Origin of the sequence: Paraburkholderia xenovorans (assembly GCF_046030735.1) — a bacterium.
GTDB classification, from domain to species: domain Bacteria; phylum Pseudomonadota; class Gammaproteobacteria; order Burkholderiales; family Burkholderiaceae; genus Paraburkholderia; species Paraburkholderia xenovorans_A.
The window spans coordinates 1-17,447 of sequence record NZ_JAQQBV010000039.1 but is presented as its reverse complement, the minus strand read 5'-3'; the positions used below and the strand labels follow the sequence as shown (position 1 = coordinate 17,447).

Sequence of the window (17,447 nt, the reverse complement as noted above, 5' to 3'; positions counted from 1 at the left end):
CAACCATGGCGTCAATGAACGCCGCGTTACATGGCACTCAAGCAAGCAATCGATCGTTTGACCACCCAGCCGCTCAGCGCGCCGCCGCTGCAACGCAATAACATCATCCCCTTCCCCGCGGCCCGCGCGCGCTTGCAGGTCACGCTACCTCACTCGGAGCACGAGGTTCCCGGCGCGCAACTTCGCACGCTGCTGCACTCGCCGCTCGGCGTTTACGTGATCAGCACCGAAGCAGGCCGAGAATCCGTGCGCGTCCAACTGGACATCGCGCTCGACGATTTCGACTTCACGCTGCACACGCTGATCTCGACACTTCCCGCCGCACTGATTGGCCCTCTGAAGCGCCGCAACGTCGTCGCAAAGGCGCGCTGATCATGTTCTCTGGCATCTGGTTGCCGATCATTACGCCGCTGCGGCACGGCGAAGTCGACGTGGACGCGTTGCAACGCCTCGCCGACCATTACCTGCATACGGAAATCAGCGGTTTTGTCGCGTTGAGCACGACGGGCGAAGCCGCGTTGCTACACGAAGCCGAGCGTCTCATCGTGCTGCAGGCGCTGACCGAAGTCGTCGGCTCCCGCTTGCCGATGCTGATCGGCGTCGGCGGATCGAATACGCGCGACGTCCTGCAGGAGATTCGACGCTATGAGCGCTGGGACAGCGCGGGCTATCTGGTCTCGCCGCCTTCGTATGTGTGTCCGAATCAGGACGGCGTGCAATGGCATTTCGAGCAGGCCGCGCTCACTACCGAGCGGCCGATCGTGCTGTATAACGTGCCGCATCGGACCGGCGTGGCGATCGAGCCGGACACGGTCGCCCGCTTGCTGGAACACGGCAACATCGTCGCGATCAAGGAGTGTGTGAAAGAGCACTTCGAGAAGCTGAGCGAATTGCCGATCAACGTGCTGTGCGGCACCGACGAAGCCCTCGACGAATGCATGAACCACGGCGGCACGGGCGGCATTCTGGCGAGCGCGCATGTGTGCGCGGATCTTCTCGTCGCCGTGCAGGAACTGATTCACACGCATCGCGATTCCGACGCACGCAATCTGTTCGCCAGCCTGCTGCCGGTGTTGCGCCTGCTGTTCGCCGCGCCGAATCCGTCCGCGATCAAGGCGATGCTCGCCTTCGATCACGCGCTCACCGACGAAACGCGCATGCCGATCACACGTGCGTCAGCGCACCTCGTCGAACGTCTGAGCACCGCGCGCGACAGGTTGCAGGACTTGCGCGCGGAATTCGCCGGCGCGATCAGCTAAAGATTTCGAACCACTAACCGCTCGTTAAAAGCACCGCGAATGATTCAAGATCATTCGCGGTGCAAACTTGCGTCGAAGCGTTGCATCCGCAACACCACGCGCTTCGCATAGCCACGTCCGCCGCCGCTATACCGCAACAATGCGGCATCGAGATTGCCGCCGCTCGCGTCGAGGTAATCACGCAGAATGGTCGAACCGATTCGCACGTTGATCGCCGGATCGGACAGGTCGGTTGTGCCCGCAATCAGTTGCGGATGAGCGGCGGGCAGCACCTGCATCAGTCCACGGGCACCGGCGATGCTGACCGCGTGGCGATTGAAGCTCGATTCGACTGCCATCACTGCAAGCAGCAGAATCGGCGAGATGGCCTGGCGATCGGCTTCGACCAGCACCGCGTGGGCGATGGCAGTGGACTCCGATGGCGCGAGACGAAACTGTGCGCGCAGGATCGCGGTGATGTCGGCGAGCGTCGGCAAGACTGTGTCGAATGCCGGAGCGCTCGTTACAGCGCTCATGCCGGTTGCGGCAATGGGTGGGGTCGCAAGGACTTGCGCATGAGCCGCCTGCCACGAGCAGCCAAGCGAAAAAGCGATCACCGCCAGCGCCGTTTTCAGGCCTGACGCACGTCGCCGAAGTCTTAAATCATGTCGTACTCGCGCACCATTCAGAATGCAATTTCCAGGCATATTGTTCACTTCCTGACCGGGTGGAACGAACCTTACCGGGCTTGGTGTAGCAAACCGCCTAAGAAATAGGGCTGCGCCGTAAAATGCGTATAAAGATGCGATGTTGAATTTCTGCCGTCGGGCAGCGGGCAATCAGTCCGATGCCGGCTTCAACTCCGCTAGCACGCTGAGTTTTTGCACATCGGCAATTTCGATTTCCGCGTAGCGCAGCTTCACTGCGCCATGCGTCTCGAACTGCTTGAGAACCTGATTGATCGTCTGCCGGGACAACGCCAGCATCATCGCGAGATCTTCCTGCGGCACCTTGAGCACGCGGCGCAATGCGCCCGGTTCGCCAAAGCCGCCCGCCATCAGCAAAAGACGCCGCGCGACGCGCGGTGCGGCGGGAAGCAACGCGGCTTCTTCAATCACTTCGAAAGCAAGCCGCAGCTTTTGGGTCAGCAGCAAACCGAATACGTGCCAATACGCGGGCGTGCGTTCGAGCAACGCGGCAAGCGCCGCGCGCGGCACATGAAACAGCGCGGAATCGCGTTCGGCATACGCGTCGTGCGTTCGCGGCCGATTGTCGAACAGCGCGATCTCGCCGAACCAGTTGACCGGATCGATGACGGCCAGCAGCGCTTCCTTGCCGTCCGAACTGGCGGCGCTGATTCGCACGAGACCGTCGAGCACGCAATAGAGGCCGTCGTCGGAATCGCCTCGCGTGAACAGCCGTTGACCGGCAGCCAAACGTTCCACACGCCCCGCTTCGATTAGCTGAGCCTGCATCGCAGCGGGCGCCGAGCGGAACCAGGCGCTGCGTTCAAGCAGCGCGGCAAGCTCATCCGATGAAAAACTCGCAGTCATAAAACGGCTTCCGTGCCCGATTGTCGGCTACCCGATGGTTTGAAATTCCGCTGCCCGCGATTATGCTGACTTCGAGGGAGGAACGGCATCCATGAGAACGCTGACAGAACAGCTTACGCAATACGCGGCTTACCATCGTGACCGGCGCAATATCGCCACGCACTTCGTCGGCATTCCGATGATCGTGCTGGCGTTGGCGGTGTTGTTGAGCCGGCCTGCTTTCGCATGGGGTGCTGCGCCGTTTGTAGCGTCGCCCGCCTGGGTGTTGTTCGGCGCGGCAACGCTCTACTACCTCGTGCTGGATATACCGCTCGGCGTGATGATGGCGTTGGTGTCGGTGGCGTGCGTCGCGTTGGGCCAGTGGCTCGCCGCGCAATCGACGCTGACATGGCTCGCGAGCGGCATCGGTCTTTTTGTGGTGGGCTGGGTGTTTCAGTTCGTCGGCCACGTGGCGTACGAACATCGCAAGCCGGCCTTTGTGGACGATGTGATCGGCTTGCTGATCGGCCCATTGTTCGTGCTCGCCGAAGCGCTGTTCGGCTTCGGTTGGCGACCCACGTTGCGCGAAGCGATCGAGTCGCGAGTCGGCGCCACTCGCATCAACGCGGATCGCGCGGCGGTGCATCGCTGAGTCAAGTTGGCGGCTGTCCATTCGACGCCGCCGCGGCATTCAACTCAACGCGGTGCGAACCGAACGAGCCGCACGCCATGCAAGGCCGTCAATGCCACCGCGATCCAGATCGGAACATAGGTGCCCAGTTGCGCGGCGCCCAGCCTCTCGCCGAGCAGCGTAATCGACACCAGCACCAGCAATACCGGCTCGACATAGCCGAGAATGCCGAACAACGCGAGCGGCAAGAGCCGGCTCGCCTTCAGATACGAAGCCAGCGCGGCCGTGCTGAGCGCGCCGAGGCCCGGCAACAGCAAACACCACATATCGACGCGGCCGGCGATCATCTTCAGCGAGCCACCCATAAAGACGAATGCCAACGCGACCGGCAACAACAGCGTCATTTCGACCGTGAACATGGCCAGCGAATCCTGATTGATCTTGCGGCGCAACACGAAATACGGCGGATAGCCGAGTGCGACGAGCAGGGTCGGCCACGAAAACGCGCCAGTCACCCACAATTCATGTGCGACACCGAGCGCCGCGCAAAACACAGCCAGCCACTGCAATCCGTCGAGGCGCTCGCGATAATAAAAGCGTCCCACGAGCACCATCACCAGCGGCAGCAGAAAATAGCCGAGCGACACTTCCAGCATCCGGCCATGCAGCGGCGCCCATAGAAACACCCACAGCTGTGCGCCGAGCAATGCCGCGCTGACGACCATCGCCCCGGCGAGTTTCGGCTCAGTCACCATCCGGTCAACAAGTTGCCGCAGAATCGGCAAACGCTTACGCAATACGATCAACAGCAGCGCGCCGGGCACGGTCCACACGACGCGCCACGCGAAGATGTCGAGTCCGCTCAGCGGCGCGAGCAGTCTTGCGTACGCGGACAACAACGCGAACAAGGCCGACGCGGCCACCGACAGCGCGATCCCGCGCCTGGGGTCATAGTGGTTCATCGCGTGGCCCGCTGCATGAATCCGGCCGCGCGCGTTGGAGATCCGGAGGCGCTCAGGTGCGGCGCAGCATGACACCGCGCGGCGTGAAGGATGGTCATTAGAAGTGATGTCTTTAGAACAGGCGGAGCCAACCCGCGCCGCGTTTGGTCTTCGATTACCGGCGCAAGCCGGCATTCTAGACGCGTTATGCGTTTGCTGGGTTCGCGTGGTTTCCGCGGTGCGCTGCAATTTATCCCGTGCGCATCACGCGCCGATGCACTAGAACATAACTTCACGCGCGACAGCCGCGTCCGCAGCACGCCGCCTCGCGCACCAGGCGTCAAGTATCAAGCGCGAAACTTGCTAAGAAGTCTTGCTACATCGCCCCTCTTCACCGCCGCATGCATACCGCTCTTCGCGATGCATTTCTCCATCCGGCCAGCAACCCCGCTCAACGCAAGTGACTACTGGAGTGAGCATGACCCAGCCAGCCCTCTCGCACGACACATCGCCCGATCTAACGCGCGCCACCTTTGCAGCCGACGTCCGCGCCGGTCTGACCCACGCGCCGCAAAAAGAATTGCCGTCGAAGTATCTGTACGACGAAGTCGGCTCCGCGCTATTCGAAGTGATCACGGTGCTGCCCGAATACGGCGTGACGCGCGCCGAAGAACGCCTGCTGGCGCAGCATGCCGCGGATATCGTCGAGCATCTGCCGCACGATGTGACCGTCGCCGAACTCGGCAGCGGCAGCGGCCGCAAAACGCGGCGCATTCTTGAAGCGCTGTGTAAAAAGCGCCCTACTTCTTACTGCCCGATTGAAATTTCGCGCAGCGCGTTGCAGTTGTGCCGTCGCGAACTTGGCGACATCGAACGGATCTCGATCGTCGGCTACGAACGCGATTACCTCGCCGGACTTGCGGAAGTCAGCAAGAACCGCGCGGCAGACGAGCGGTTACTCGTACTGTTTCTCGGCAGCACCATCGGTAATTTCGGCAGACTCGCGGCGACGCGTTTTCTGCGCGACATCCGCAACATGATCGCGCCCGGCGATGCGTTGTTGCTCGGCACCGATCTGATCAAGCCGACGCCGGTGCTGATCGCGGCCTACGACGATGCGGTCGGCGTGACGGCGTCGTTCAATCTGAATTTGCTGGCGCGGATCAATCGCGAGCTCGACGGCGACTTTCCGCTCGATGCGTTCGAGCACGTCGCGCGCTTCAATCCGGACGCGCGCAGTATCGAGATGCATCTGCGTGCGAAACGCGGAGTTACCGCGCACGTGGGCGCCGCACAACTGACGGTCACGCTGAAGGAAGGCGAAACGATCTGGACTGAAAGCAGCCACAAATACCGAGCGGAAGAAATGCCCGCGATCGCAGACGCGGCCGGTTTCATATGCAGCCATCAATGGATCGAAGAAGAATGGGGCTTTGCGGAGAGTTTGCTGGTCGCGCGATGAGTCCGCGATGAGACGCACGCGCCATCACAGTGACGGCGCGTTTTTCACGGATGCCGCGAGTTCAGTGCTGCTCGAAACGCTCGTAACGCTTTTCGGTCGCGCGCTCTTCGCCGGTCACTTCGGTCACGCGCGCCGCCGGCGGCCCGTGACGCAGCCACGACAACATCCGGTCGACCTGATTGGCCGAGCCCTGCAACATCGCTTCCACCGAGCCGTCGTCGAGATTCGCCACCCATCCCTTGATACCGAGCGCGTGCGCCTGCCGCACGGTCGCGTGGCGAAAGCCGACGCCCTGCACGGTGCCGCGCACTCGTACGTAATACGTTTCGATCCGTTGATCCAGATCCGGGGCCATGCTGTCCTCTCATCGTGTCGATCCGAGTGAGCGCTTTCGTGCCGACTCAGATTCCGTGCAACGCAAAAACTTTCAAGCCGGCATTCTAGACGCGTCGCGGCGAGATTGCTCGCCTCCGCGCTAACGACACACGGCGCGCGCGCCACGTACAATCCGTCGACTGTCACGCAGGGAATCAATACAGAATGACCGAACAGAATCGCGATCTCGTGCTCGTGACCGGCGCATCCGGCTTCGTCGGCTCGTCGGTGGCGCGCATCGCGCAGCAAAAGGGTTTCAAGGTACGCGTGCTGGTGCGCGCCACCAGTCCGCGTCAGAACGTGGAGACGCTGGACGCGGAAATCGTCGTGGGCGATATGCGCGACGAAGCGTCGATGCGCAATGCACTGCGCGGCGTGCGCTATCTGCTGCACGTAGCCGCCGACTACCGCCTGTGGGCGCCGGACCCGGCCGAAATCGAGCGCTCGAATCTCGAAGGCACCGAGGCCACCATGCGCGCGGCGCTGAAGGAAGGCGTCGAGCGGATCGTCTATACGAGCAGCGTGGCGACGCTGAAAGTCACCAGTTCGGGCCAATCCGCCGACGAAACCTCGCCGCTCAAGGCCGACCAGGCGATCGGCGTATACAAACGCAGCAAGGTGCTGGCCGAGCGCGCCGTGGAGCGGATGATCGCCGAAGACGGCCTGCCCGCCGTGATCGTCAATCCGTCCACGCCGATCGGTCCGCGAGACGTCAAGCCGACGCCGACCGGGCGCATCATCGTCGAAGCGGCGCTCGGCAAGATTCCGGCGTTCGTCGATACCGGCCTGAATCTCGTGCATGTGGACGACGTGGCCGCCGGCCATTTTCTCGCGCTCGAACGCGGCAAGATCGGCGAGCGCTACATCCTCGGCGGCGAGAACCTGCCATTGCAACAGATGCTCGCCGATATCGCGGCGCTCACCGGCCGCAAGGCGCCCACGATCAGCCTGCCGCGCGCGCCGCTTTATCCGCTCGCCATCGGCGCGGAAGCGGTCGCGAAGATCACGAAGCGCGAACCGTTCCTGACAGTCGACGCGTTGAAGATGTCGAAGAACAAGATGTATTTCACGTCGGCGAAGGCGGAGCGCGAACTCGGCTATCGCGCTCGACCGTATCGCGAAGGTCTGAAGGATGCGCTCGACTGGTTCCGCGAGGCCGGCTATCTGACGAAGCCTTGAACGCGGGGACAGGACTTGAAGCGGGCCGTGGGCGTGCCTGAACGGGTTCATTGCCGTCGGGCACGTTAGCCTGCTGTTGCCACCCACGCACTTTGTTACAACGTCGCCCTGGTTGCGACAGGTGAAAGCCCACCCGCAGCAGGTAAAATCGTGGGTCTTACCAGAGAAACCTCGCATGAATCTTCACGAACAGCTCGGCGCGCTGGAATTGGGCGTCGATCAGCTCATCCAGGCTGTCGTGGCCCCGCAGGCCGAAAACATCCCCGAGACAACTGCACCCGCTGCCGCGCCGCAAGAGGCGCCGGTGGAGCACGCCGCGTCCGAATCGGAAGCGGCGGACAGCGCCGTTAAAGCAGAAGCTGCCGAACCGGTTGTGACCGAACAGCCGGCCGAACCCGCCACGCTGCCCACGCTGGAAATCAACCGTCCCGCGCAGAACGAGATCACGATGACGATCGGCGGCCAGACCGTCGCGCTACGCGCCGAACAGATCGGGCAATTGATCGAGGAATTGTCGAACGCGCGTGCGTCGATGACGCCGGAACCCCCGCCGGGCATTCCGCCGGGCTGGCGCTTCGTGTCGACAAAAAATCCGGTCATGGCCGTACAGAAACAGTCGAATGGCGACCGTCTGCTGGTCATGCGCCATACCGGACACGGCTGGGTGCCGTTCACGTTCTCGCCCGACATGGTGATTCAGTTGTACATGATGCTCACCAAGGGCTGATGTAAAAAACGGCGCTAAACAGCGCCGTTTCACGTTCCATCCCACCCGTTTTCGCCCAACTCGGGCGCGCGTCAATGCTTCAGTGTGTCAGCGATCCTGCACCGGCGCCTGCACGCGCGCCTTCCACTGACCGCCCTTGCCCCGCCAGTAACGCACGGCAGACGCAAACGTCGCGCCGACATAAAACAGCGCGACCAGCGGCAAAAACGGCGCCCACAGCGGCGAACGGCGGTAATAGCTGAGCATCGGCGCATACGCGCAGCACATGGCGGCCCACGCGAGCCACGCGGGCCAGCCCGTTGCGCCGAGCACGAGTGCCGCCACCGGCGGAATCAGATAAATGATCGCCATGCCCAGCAGCGTGCCGGCCAGCAGTAAGGGCGAGTAATGCAATTGGGTGAAGGCCGTGCGCGCGATCATGTTCCAGATGTCGCGCCAGCTGTCGTACGGACGCAGCGACACGCTGCGCGCCGCCACGTCCAGCCGGATCGGATGACGCCCCGTGCCGCGATGCTTGATCCGCGCGGCAAGGCTGCAATCGTCGATCAGTTCGGCGCGAATCGATTCGATGCCGCCCGCTTCCTCCAGCGCGCTGCGCCGCACCAGCATGCAGCCGCCCGCCGCCGCGGCCGTGCGATTGCGCGGATTGTTGACCCACGCGAACGGATACAGCTTGGCGAAGAAAAACACGAAGGCCGGAATCAACGCCTTTTCCCAGAACGAATCGCAGCGCAGACGCACCATCAGCGAGACGAGGTCGCGCTTTTCCGCATCCGCGCGGCCGACCAGTTGAACGACCGCATCCGCCGGATGGCCGATGTCCGCGTCGGTCAGCAGCAAAAACTCCGCCGGCAGGCCGAGCGTGCGCACCGCCTCGATCCCTTGCGACTGCGCCCACACCTTGCCGGACCAGCCTGGCGGCAACGGCTTCGCGCTCAACACCGTCAGACGGTCGGGGCATTGCAGCTGAAGCGCTGCGGCGCGCGCGGCGTCGGCGGTGCCGTCGGTACTGTGGTCGTCGACGACGATCACGTGGAAATCGCCCGCATAGTTCTGCTGAAGCAGCGTGGTGACGGCCTCGGCAATCACATCCACTTCATTGCGCGCCGGCACGACGGCGGCCACCGCGGGCCACGCCACGCGCGGTGCGAGCGTGAGCGGCGCGGCGGGACGCGCGCGCCAGAAACCGCCGCGCGCGAACAGCAGCACGCACCAGATCAACAGGGAAAGACACGCCAGAAGAAACAGAACCACCGCCATTAAACCCATCAAACATTACCCTCGAGAGAACGCGTAGGCGCGCCGATCCGACGCGACAGGCGCATAGCCAGCGTGCGCATCGCGACGACGCACCAGTCAAAAGTGTTGAGCACGGGCCGCTCGCGTAGCACGTCGTAGCCGGCCTGTTCGATCCGCTCGAGGATCCGCAGGCCGCCATGGACGGCGCCGCACAACTCGATCCCCAGCCGCCCGCGAATCCGCAGCGCGAGCGGCGCGCCGCCCACCAGCAACTCGCGCACGAACGCGACTTCGTGGGCCATGAGTTGCGTCCAGGCTTCGTCGATAACGCCTTCGGCAATCTGCGCCTCGGTCACGTCGAAGCGCCGCAGATCGGCAAGCGGCAGATAAACGCGGTCTTTTTTCCAGTCGGCGGCGACGTCCAGCCAGAAACTGATCAATTGCGAAGCGGTGCAGATCGCGTCCGCGTCGGCGAGATTGCGCGGCGTCGCGGCGCCGATCAGATGCAGCATCAGATGCCCGACCGGATTGGCCGAACGGCGGCAATAATCGAGCAGCGCGGCGCGGTCGGCGAATCGGCGGGTGTCGATGTCCTGATCGCAGGCGAGCAGCAGCTCGTAAAACGGTGCGAGCGGCAGTTTATACTGCGCGACCACGCCGGCGAGCTTGCCGAACAGCAGCGGATGGACAGGCGCGGCGCGCCGTTCGGCGATCGCGTCGAGGCCGGCGCGGAAGTCGGCGAGGCGCTCGCGGCGCTCGGCCGGGCTCCAGTCGCCTTCGTCGGCGATATCGCCGGCCGTGCGCACCACCTGATAGATAATGCCGACAGGCGCGCGCAGCGCCTTCGGCAGCAACACGCTGGCGACCGGAAAGTTTTCGTAGTGATCGACGTCCATCCAGCGAGCCTCGAAAGCATCTGTAATGCAGCCTGAATACCGGGCCGCAGGACCACGTAGTTTAAGGGTTCCGTTAAACCGTTGCATCGTGTAATCATTACCACGCGCGCGTGCCGAACTTACGCGACAGGCGCGCCGCGGTTGCGGCGTAGGCCCAACGCCTGGATTGCCGTCCAGAGCAAAGCCGGCCTGATAGCGTTAGAATGCGCGTTTGGTTTTGCTGTACCGGCCTCTACGCCGGGGCTCAAGACGTCAACTAAATAGATGGTCGCGGCGATAAAGTCATATTTACCGGCTTCTTCGAGACCCGCGTCAGTCGGAGTTCGCCAACCTATGCGAGTCATCCTTGCTCAACCCCGCGGCTTTTGTGCGGGTGTTGTTCGCGCAATCGAGATTGTCGATCGCGCGTTACAGCAACACGGAGCCCCCGTGTATGTCCGCCACGAGATTGTTCACAATCGGCACGTGGTCGACAATTTGCGCCAGAAAGGCGCGCGCTTCGTCGAAGAACTCGACGAAGTGCCGCAAGGCGCCGTGGCAATTTTCAGCGCACATGGTGTCGCGCAAACAGTCGAGCGCGACGCCGAGGCGCGCAATCTCGACGTGCTCGACGCAACCTGCCCGCTCGTCACCAAAGTGCACGTTCAGGGCCGCCAGTATGTGGCCGCGGGCCGTACGCTGATCCTGATCGGCCACGCCGGGCATCCGGAAGTGGAAGGCACGATCGGCCAGATCCCCGGCAAGGTGCTGCTGGTGCAAAGCGAAGCCGAAGTCGCGCATCTGGACCTGCCGCTCGACACGCCGCTCGCGTACGTCACGCAGACCACGCTGTCGGTCGACGACACACGTGGCATCATCGACGCGCTGTTGCGCCGCTTTACCGACATCGTCGGTCCCGACACGCGCGACATCTGCTACGCCACGCAAAACCGCCAGGCGGCGGTGCGCGAGCTGAGCAAAGAAGTCGAAGTGCTGCTGGTGGTGGGCGCAACGAATAGCTCGAACTCGAACCGGCTGCGCGAAATCGGCAGCGAAACAGGCGTGGCCAGCTACCTGGTCGCCGACGGTTCGGAAGTGAAACCGGAGTGGTTTGCCGATGTGCAAACCGTCGGCATCACGGCCGGCGCTTCGGCGCCGGAAGAGATGGTGAAGAACGTAATCGATGCGCTGCGCGCATTGGGGCCCGTCGATGTCACGACGATGGCGGGCCGTGAAGAAAAGGTCGAATTCAAGTTGCCATCGAAACTGATGCAACCACTCGCTGCACGCGAAGTTTAAGGAGGACGTCTTGTCTATTCCGCTGCTACAGAAAGTCCGGGTCGGCGCATACATCATGCGTCAGCATCTGTCTGGCAACAAACGCTATCCGCTCGCGCTGATGCTCGAGCCGCTGTTCCGCTGCAACCTTGCCTGCAATGGCTGCGGCAAGATCGACTATCCGGATCCCATCCTGAATCAGCGTCTGTCGCTCGAGGAATGCCTCGGCGCGGTCGACGAATGCGGCGCACCGGTGGTGTCGATCGCAGGCGGCGAGCCGCTGCTGCACAAGGAAATGCCTGAGATCGTGAAGGGCATCATCGCGCGCAAGAAGTTCGTGTACCTGTGCACGAACGCGCTGCTGATGGAAAAGAAAATGGACGACTACGAGCCGAATCCGTACTTCGTCTGGTCGGTTCACCTCGACGGCGACCAGCAGATGCACGATCACTCGGTGTCGCAAGACGGCGTGTACGACAAGGCTGTCGCCGCGATCAAGGAAGCGAAGCGCCGCGGTTTCCGCGTCAACATCAACTGCACGCTGTTCAACGACGCAGTGCCGGAACGCGTGGCCGCGTTCTTCGACACGGTCGGGCCGATGGGCGTGGACGGCATCACCGTGTCGCCGGGTTACGCCTATGAGCGTGCGCCGGATCAGCAGCACTTCCTGAACCGCGACAAGACCAAGCAACTGTTCCGCGAAATTTTCAAGCGCGGCAACAACGGCAAGAACTGGTCGTTCAGCCAGTCGGGCATGTTCCTCGACTTCCTGGCCGGCAATCAGACCTACGAATGCACGCCTTGGGGCAACCCGGCGCGCACCGTGTTCGGCTGGCAGAAGCCGTGCTATCTGGTCGGCGAAGGCTACGTGAAGACCTTCAAGGAACTGATGGAAACCACGGAGTGGGAAAAGTACGGCACGGGCAACTACGAGAAGTGCGCCGACTGCATGGTGCACTGCGGCTTCGAAGCGACGGCCGTGATGGACACGGTCTCGCATCCGCTGAAGGCGCTGAAGGTCAGCCTGCGCGGTCCGAAGACGTCCGGCGCGTTCACGAAGGACATTCCGCTGGACAAGCAACGTCCCGCCGACTACGTCTTCTCGCGCCACGTCGAAATCAAGCTGGAAGAGATTGGTCGCGCCGGAACCGGCAAGAAGGTGCAAAAGTCGACTGCTGCGGCATCGCCGGCACACTGAGCGTTCGATCGAACACGGGTGGGCGCTGGGTTTCACGCTGCCGCTACCCGTAACGAAGCTTCAAAAAAAAGCGCGATGGCTTTACAGCCATCGCGCTTTTTTCTTACCGGCTTTTACCGGTTATCCGGCGTTGCGCGCGTTATGCGCGGTCAGGAACTTGATCAGGCCGTCCACGCCGCCCTTCGACAACTGATCGGAAAACTGTGTCTGATAAACCTGAATCAGCCACGCGCCCATCATGTTGATGTCGTACACCTTCCAGCCCGACGGGCCTTTGGTCAGCCGGTAGTCGATCGCGTCGTCGCCACCGTTGCTCAGCACATGCGACTGCACGACGATGTCCTTGGCGCCGGCCGGCACGTTGACCGGCAGAAACTTGAACTTCACATCCTGATCGCGCAGTTGCGACAGCGAAGCCGCGTAGGTGCGCACCAGCAGAAGCGTGAACTGCTCATACAACTGTTTCTGCTGCTCCGGCGTGGCGGTACTCCACGCCTTGCCCACCGCGATCCGCGTGGTGCGTTCGAAATCCGTTGCCGGTACGAAGCGCGTTTCCACCAGTTGCGTAATCTTTCCCATGTCGCCGCCGCGAGCCTGCGGATCGGCCTTCATGGCCGACACCGTGCCTTCGACCGCACTCTTGACCACCGCGTCAGGGGCGCTTTGCGCATATGCAGCAGTGGACACCACGGCCGCAGCCAGAAATGCAGACAGATAACGTTTCATACGTTCGCCAAACCCCGGAATGAGTAAGCGCCAACAGGCTATAAAGCCGTGGCAGAAGCAGGATAGACCCAGTATACCGACAATGCGTTCCCGCCCCGAAGCCGGCGCCCAGGCGTCGGACTTGCTACCGAACCCGAGCCAGATCGCTCGGGCTCTGTATACTTGAGCACTTTCCTCAAAAAACATCATCCGTGATAAGGCCCTTTTCGCCTACATGCTGAAGTCATCTATTGTCCGCCTCGTCGCCTATTCGGTTCGCTATCCGCTGCGGGTCATCCTTCTTTCGCTCGTGCTCGCCGTGGTGAGTGGGTTCTACGTCGCCCATCACTTCAAGATCAACACCGATATCAGCAAGCTGATCGAGACCGACAAACAATGGACGTCGCTCGAAAACGCGATGGATCAGGCGTTTCCGGATCGCGGCGACACCGTGCTCGTTGTCGTGGAGGCGCGCGCGCCGGAGTTTGCCGATGCAGCCGCCGCCGCGCTCACGGCCGCGCTCAAAGCCGAGCCGAAGGAATTCGTCGCGGTCTCGCAGCCCGCCGGCGGCCCGTTCTTCGAACACAACGGTCTGCTGTTCCCGTCGACGGATGAGGTGATGTCCACCACGTCGCAACTGATTCAGTCGCGTCCGCTCGTCAACGCCCTCGCGCACGATCCGAGCCTGAGCGGCCTCGCCAGCACGCTGACCACCAGCCTGTTGCTGCCGTTGCAGCTCGGCCAGGTGAAGCTCGCCGACATGAGCCATCTGCTATCGCAAAGCGCGACCACGCTCGATCGCGTGCTGGCCGGACAGCCCGCCGCGTTCTCGTGGCGCGCGCTGGTCGACAAGGGCGTCGCCACCAATCCGGCGCGCGCGTTCGTCACCGTGCAACCGGTCGTCAACTACGATGCGCTGGAGCCGGGCGCGACCGCATCGCAGGCGATTCGCGACACCGCCGCCTCGATCCACCTCGATACGCGCTATGGCGCCACGGTGCGCCTGACCGGCGAACAACCGCTCGCGGACGAGGAATTCGCGTCGGTGAAAGACGGCGCAGTGCTCAACGGCATCGGCACGTTCATCGTCGTGCTGGTGATCCTGTGGCTCGCGCTACGCTCGGGCCGCATGATTCTCGCCGTGTTCATCACGCTGTTCGTCGGCCTCTCGATCACCGCCGCGCTCGGCCTGCTGATGGTCGGCGCGCTCAACATGATTTCGGTCGCGTTCATGGTGCTGTTCGTCGGGCTCGGGGTCGATTTCGGCGTGCAGTTCGGCGTCAAGTATCGCGAGGAGCGCAATCGCGAAGACCGTCTGTCGGCTGCGCTCGTGCATACCGCGCACAGCATCGGCGTGCCGCTGACGCTTGCGGCGGTCGCCGTCGCGTTGAGCTTCTTCTCGTTCCTGCCGACCGCGTATCGCGGCGTGTCCGAGCTGGGCGAAATCGCCGGGGTCGGCATGTTCGTCGCGTATCTGACCAACATGACGCTGCTGCCGGCGTTGCTGAAGGTCTTCAACCCGCCGGGCGAACCCGCTTCGCCGGGCTTCCGGCAACTCGCGCCGGTCGACGATTTCCTCGATCACCACCGCAAGCCGGTGCTGATCGGCACGCTCGTGCTGGTGATCGGCGCGACGCCGTTGCTCACGCATCTGCGTTTCGACTTCAATCCGTTGCATCTGAAGGACCCGCATACGGAATCCATGGCGACGCTGCTGTCGCTGAAAGACTCGCCTGAGGCCGCGGTCAACAACGTGCATACGCTGGCGCCGTCGCTGGCCGACGCGGACCGCATTGCCGCGCATTTGCGCACGCTGCCCGAAGTGGGCCGCGTGACCACGCTCGACAGCTTCGTTCCGACCGAGCAGCAGCAAAAGCAGATGCTGATCGCGAGCGCCGCGCAGCAACTTTTGCCCGCGCTGACACAGCAGCCCGCTCAGCCAGCGACGGACGCGGTGCGCGTCTCCGCATTGAAGCGCGCGTCGAACCAGCTCTCGCTCGCCGCCGACGACCACCCCGGTCCGGGCGCCGACGAAGCCAGGCATTTGTCCGCGACGCTCGCGAAGCTCGCCGCCGCCGACGCCGCTACGCGCGACCGCGCCGAAACAGCGCTGTCCGAGCCGCTGCGCATCGCGCTGAAGCAACTGGCGGATCTGTTGCAGCCGACCGAAATCACTCGCGAGAACCTGCCGAAGGAAATCGCGTCGAGCTGGGTATCGAAAGACGGCCGCGCGCTCGTCGACATTGCGCCGAAGGTGAAGGCCGGCACGGACCCGAACGACGACGCGATGCTCGCCCGCTTCGCGCATGCGGTGAAGAAGGCCGAGCCGGACGCGATTGGCGGTCCGATTTCGATCCTGCATTCCGCCGACCTGATCATCAAATCGTTCCTGCAGGCGGCCGGTTACGCGCTGGTGTCGATTGCGATCCTGCTGTGGATTGCGTTGCGGCGGGTCGGCGACATGTTGCGCACGCTGGTGCCGCTGCTGGTGTCGGCGCTGGTGACGCTCGAATTGTGCGTGGTTTTCGGCATGCCGCTAAACTTCGCGAATATCATCGCGCTGCCGCTGATGCTGGGCGTCGGCGTGGCCTTCAAGATTTACTTCGTGATGGCGTGGCGCAATGGCCAGACCGGCCTGTTGCAGTCGAGCCTCACGCACGCTGTGCTGTTCAGCGCGGCGACCACGGCGACGGCATTCGGCAGCCTCTGGCTGTCGCATCATCCGGGAACGTCCAGCATGGGGCGTTTGCTGGCGCTGTCGTTGTTCTGCACGCTGATCGGCGCGGTGGTGTTCCAACCGGTATTGATGGGCAAGCCGCGCCCGCGTCGCTCGAAGCAAAAAGGAATATAAGCATGAAGCTGCGAACCACCGTGCTGGCGTTTGCCGCCACCGGTCTGATCACGGGTTGCGCGACGGGTCCCGACAGCAAACCGGGCGACCCGTTCGAACCGGTGAACCGGGTCGTATTCAATTTCAACGACGGCCTCGACCGCTACGTGGCCGTGCCCGTTGCGAAGGGATATCAGAAGGTGACGCCGCAGCCGTTGCGCACGGCGGTCGGCAACTTCTTCTCGAACCTGGGCGATTTGACGAACGCGGCGAACGCGCTGTTGCAATTGAAGATCACCGACGCCACTGAGGACCTCGTACGCTTCGCGTTCAACTCGACGTTCGGCCTAGGCGGCTTGCTCGACTGGGCGACGCCGGCTGGCTTGCCGAAGCACCATCAGGATTTCGGTCTGACGCTGGGCCACTGGGGCGTTCCTTCTGGACCTTACCTGGTGCTACCGCTGTTCGGTCCGAGCACGGTGCGCGACAGCATGGGTTTGATCGTGGACGTGAAATTCAATCCGCTGAACTACATCGAACCGGCCGAGCGCAATCCGCTGTACGTGTTGCAGTTCGTGAGCGTGCGTTCCGATTTGCTGGGCGCGACCGACCTGCTGCAACAGGCCGCGCTAGACAAATACTCGTTCGTGCGTGACGCGTACACGCAGCAGCGCCGCGCGCGTCTGCGGGGCACGGGCGACAATGCCGCGCCGCTGCCGAACTACGACGACGAAGACTCGGGCGCAGCGACCCCGGCCAAGGGCGCCGCCGCAGGCGCACCGGCCAGCCTCCCGAACTACGCAGACCCCGGCGACACGGCAGAAGCGCCGACCGCCGCCTCGGGAAGCGCAACAGGGGCACCGGCAGGCGTACCGAATTACACCGACCCGGGCGACACCGCGGGCGCACCGAACGCGGCGTCGGGAAGCACGACGAGCGCGCCGGTCGGCGCATCGGATACGAAGACGCCAGCGGCAAATGGGCAACCGAAGGCACCGGCAACACAGTAGATTTTCAGAGAGGAAATCCGACGGCAGAAAACGCCGCCGGAGCCGGGAAGGGTTTTGAAATACCGCTCGGCGCGCGAAGCGCCGCCGGAGCTGATGACGGCCTTGTCACTTACGCGGAGTGTGCGACGCGCCGGATGCTCCGGGGCCACTGCGGGTAACCAGCCGCTGATAACTCATAGAGCTGGCGGTGTGAGCGGCTTTCTTTGCTTACCTTTCTTTGCCGCGGC

The 17,447-nt window shown here is 63.2% G+C and carries 17 protein-coding genes; 10 read left to right on the top strand and 7 right to left on the bottom strand.

What is annotated here, in order from left to right:
* The first annotated feature begins 57 nt into the window (after nucleotides 1-57).
* Nucleotides 58-372 (top strand): hypothetical protein, encoded by a 315-nt coding sequence (locus PQQ51_RS28735; protein ID WP_408500581.1) that lies wholly within the window; start codon nucleotides 58-60, stop codon nucleotides 370-372.
* Nucleotides 373-374: 2 nt separating this feature from the next.
* Nucleotides 375-1,259: a 4-hydroxy-tetrahydrodipicolinate synthase family protein gene (locus PQQ51_RS28730; protein WP_408500580.1), complete on the top strand. Its 885-nt coding sequence runs from the start codon at nucleotides 375-377 to the stop codon at nucleotides 1,257-1,259.
* Between the two features lie 50 nt (nucleotides 1,260-1,309).
* On the opposite strand, the gene PQQ51_RS28725 is transcribed toward PQQ51_RS28730, so the two are convergent.
* Entirely contained in the window at nucleotides 1,310-1,774 is a 465-nt protein-coding gene (locus PQQ51_RS28725; RefSeq protein WP_408500579.1) for a lytic transglycosylase domain-containing protein, read from the bottom strand.
* Nucleotides 1,775-2,077: 303 nt separating this feature from the next.
* Complete coding sequence (locus PQQ51_RS28720) at nucleotides 2,078-2,791, bottom strand: Crp/Fnr family transcriptional regulator (protein ID WP_408500578.1); 714 nt, start codon at nucleotides 2,789-2,791, stop codon at nucleotides 2,078-2,080.
* 91 nt (nucleotides 2,792-2,882) lie between these two features.
* On the opposite strand from PQQ51_RS28720, the gene PQQ51_RS28715 reads away from it, so the two are divergent.
* Nucleotides 2,883-3,422 carry an Mpo1 family 2-hydroxy fatty acid dioxygenase gene (locus tag PQQ51_RS28715; RefSeq protein ID WP_408500577.1) on the top strand — a complete coding sequence of 180 codons (540 nt, stop codon included), beginning with the start codon at nucleotides 2,883-2,885 and terminating at the stop codon, nucleotides 3,420-3,422.
* A gap of 44 nt (nucleotides 3,423-3,466) precedes the next feature.
* On the opposite strand, the gene rarD is transcribed toward PQQ51_RS28715, so the two are convergent.
* Nucleotides 3,467-4,363 (bottom strand): EamA family transporter RarD, encoded by an 897-nt coding sequence (rarD, locus tag PQQ51_RS28710; protein WP_408500576.1) that lies wholly within the window; start codon nucleotides 4,361-4,363, stop codon nucleotides 3,467-3,469.
* Nucleotides 4,364-4,820: 457 nt separating this feature from the next.
* On the opposite strand from rarD, the gene egtD reads away from it, so the two are divergent.
* Nucleotides 4,821-5,804: an L-histidine N(alpha)-methyltransferase gene (gene egtD, locus PQQ51_RS28705; RefSeq protein ID WP_408500575.1), complete on the top strand. Its 984-nt coding sequence runs from the start codon at nucleotides 4,821-4,823 to the stop codon at nucleotides 5,802-5,804.
* Between the two features lie 61 nt (nucleotides 5,805-5,865).
* Here egtD and PQQ51_RS28700 read toward each other — a convergent pair whose 3' ends face one another.
* Nucleotides 5,866-6,159, bottom strand: coding sequence for an acylphosphatase (locus tag PQQ51_RS28700; protein WP_063500556.1), 294 nt, complete (start codon nucleotides 6,157-6,159; stop codon nucleotides 5,866-5,868).
* A 185-nt stretch (nucleotides 6,160-6,344) separates the two neighbouring features.
* Between PQQ51_RS28700 and hpnA the strand changes: the two genes are divergently transcribed.
* Entirely contained in the window at nucleotides 6,345-7,358 is a 1,014-nt protein-coding gene (gene hpnA, locus PQQ51_RS28695; RefSeq protein WP_408500574.1) for a hopanoid-associated sugar epimerase, read from the top strand.
* A 175-nt stretch (nucleotides 7,359-7,533) separates the two neighbouring features.
* On the top strand, nucleotides 7,534-8,085 hold the full coding sequence (locus PQQ51_RS28690) for a hypothetical protein (protein ID WP_408500573.1): 552 nt from the start codon (nucleotides 7,534-7,536) through the stop codon (nucleotides 8,083-8,085).
* Between the two features lie 87 nt (nucleotides 8,086-8,172).
* Here PQQ51_RS28690 and PQQ51_RS28685 read toward each other — a convergent pair whose 3' ends face one another.
* Both PQQ51_RS28685 and hpnC read right to left on the bottom strand, forming a co-directional pair.
* Nucleotides 8,173-9,345 carry a glycosyltransferase gene (locus PQQ51_RS28685; protein WP_408500572.1) on the bottom strand — a complete coding sequence of 391 codons (1,173 nt, stop codon included), beginning with the start codon at nucleotides 9,343-9,345 and terminating at the stop codon, nucleotides 8,173-8,175.
* A gap of 8 nt (nucleotides 9,346-9,353) precedes the next feature.
* The gene (hpnC, locus tag PQQ51_RS28680) at nucleotides 9,354-10,220 is read right to left on the bottom strand and encodes a squalene synthase HpnC (protein ID WP_408500571.1); all 867 of its coding nucleotides are present in this window, start codon (nucleotides 10,218-10,220) and stop codon (nucleotides 9,354-9,356) included.
* 333 nt (nucleotides 10,221-10,553) lie between these two features.
* Between hpnC and ispH the strand changes: the two genes are divergently transcribed.
* Entirely contained in the window at nucleotides 10,554-11,498 is a 945-nt protein-coding gene (gene ispH, locus PQQ51_RS28675; protein ID WP_408500570.1) for a 4-hydroxy-3-methylbut-2-enyl diphosphate reductase, read from the top strand.
* 10 nt (nucleotides 11,499-11,508) lie between these two features.
* Nucleotides 11,509-12,675 carry an adenosyl-hopene transferase HpnH gene (hpnH, locus tag PQQ51_RS28670; protein WP_408500569.1) on the top strand — a complete coding sequence of 389 codons (1,167 nt, stop codon included), beginning with the start codon at nucleotides 11,509-11,511 and terminating at the stop codon, nucleotides 12,673-12,675.
* Between the two features lie 120 nt (nucleotides 12,676-12,795).
* Here hpnH and PQQ51_RS28665 read toward each other — a convergent pair whose 3' ends face one another.
* On the bottom strand, nucleotides 12,796-13,401 hold the full coding sequence (locus tag PQQ51_RS28665; protein ID WP_408500568.1) for an MlaC/ttg2D family ABC transporter substrate-binding protein: 606 nt from the start codon (nucleotides 13,399-13,401) through the stop codon (nucleotides 12,796-12,798).
* A gap of 214 nt (nucleotides 13,402-13,615) precedes the next feature.
* On the opposite strand from PQQ51_RS28665, the gene hpnN reads away from it, so the two are divergent.
* Both hpnN and PQQ51_RS28655 read left to right on the top strand, forming a co-directional pair.
* Complete coding sequence (gene hpnN / locus PQQ51_RS28660; RefSeq protein ID WP_408500567.1) at nucleotides 13,616-16,231, top strand: hopanoid transporter HpnN; 2,616 nt, start codon at nucleotides 13,616-13,618, stop codon at nucleotides 16,229-16,231.
* A gap of 2 nt (nucleotides 16,232-16,233) precedes the next feature.
* Nucleotides 16,234-17,220 (top strand): MlaA family lipoprotein, encoded by a 987-nt coding sequence (locus PQQ51_RS28655; RefSeq protein ID WP_408500566.1) that lies wholly within the window; start codon nucleotides 16,234-16,236, stop codon nucleotides 17,218-17,220.
* The last annotated feature ends 227 nt before the right edge of the window (nucleotides 17,221-17,447 follow it).

What these genes read in the sequence shown, in the direction of transcription:
- PQQ51_RS28730 (WP_408500580.1), top strand. Translation starts at nt 375, where the DNA reads ATGTTCTCTGGCATCTGGTTGCCGATCATTACGCCGCTGCGGCACGGC.
- PQQ51_RS28725 (WP_408500579.1), bottom strand. Translation starts at nt 1,774, where the DNA reads ATGAGCGCTGTAACGAGCGCTCCGGCATTCGACACAGTCTTGCCGACG.
- PQQ51_RS28720 (WP_408500578.1), bottom strand. Translation starts at nt 2,791, where the DNA reads ATGACTGCGAGTTTTTCATCGGATGAGCTTGCCGCGCTGCTTGAACGC.
- PQQ51_RS28715 (WP_408500577.1), top strand. Translation starts at nt 2,883, where the DNA reads ATGAGAACGCTGACAGAACAGCTTACGCAATACGCGGCTTACCATCGT.
- rarD (WP_408500576.1), bottom strand. Translation starts at nt 4,363, where the DNA reads ATGAACCACTATGACCCCAGGCGCGGGATCGCGCTGTCGGTGGCCGCG.
- egtD (WP_408500575.1), top strand. Translation starts at nt 4,821, where the DNA reads ATGACCCAGCCAGCCCTCTCGCACGACACATCGCCCGATCTAACGCGC.
- PQQ51_RS28700 (WP_063500556.1), bottom strand. Translation starts at nt 6,159, where the DNA reads ATGGCCCCGGATCTGGATCAACGGATCGAAACGTATTACGTACGAGTG.
- hpnA (WP_408500574.1), top strand. Translation starts at nt 6,345, where the DNA reads ATGACCGAACAGAATCGCGATCTCGTGCTCGTGACCGGCGCATCCGGC.
- PQQ51_RS28690 (WP_408500573.1), top strand. Translation starts at nt 7,534, where the DNA reads ATGAATCTTCACGAACAGCTCGGCGCGCTGGAATTGGGCGTCGATCAG.
- PQQ51_RS28685 (WP_408500572.1), bottom strand. Translation starts at nt 9,345, where the DNA reads ATGGCGGTGGTTCTGTTTCTTCTGGCGTGTCTTTCCCTGTTGATCTGG.
- hpnC (WP_408500571.1), bottom strand. Translation starts at nt 10,220, where the DNA reads ATGGACGTCGATCACTACGAAAACTTTCCGGTCGCCAGCGTGTTGCTG.
- ispH (WP_408500570.1), top strand. Translation starts at nt 10,554, where the DNA reads ATGCGAGTCATCCTTGCTCAACCCCGCGGCTTTTGTGCGGGTGTTGTT.
- PQQ51_RS28665 (WP_408500568.1), bottom strand. Translation starts at nt 13,401, where the DNA reads ATGAAACGTTATCTGTCTGCATTTCTGGCTGCGGCCGTGGTGTCCACT.
- hpnN (WP_408500567.1), top strand. Translation starts at nt 13,616, where the DNA reads ATGCTGAAGTCATCTATTGTCCGCCTCGTCGCCTATTCGGTTCGCTAT.
- PQQ51_RS28655 (WP_408500566.1), top strand. Translation starts at nt 16,234, where the DNA reads ATGAAGCTGCGAACCACCGTGCTGGCGTTTGCCGCCACCGGTCTGATC.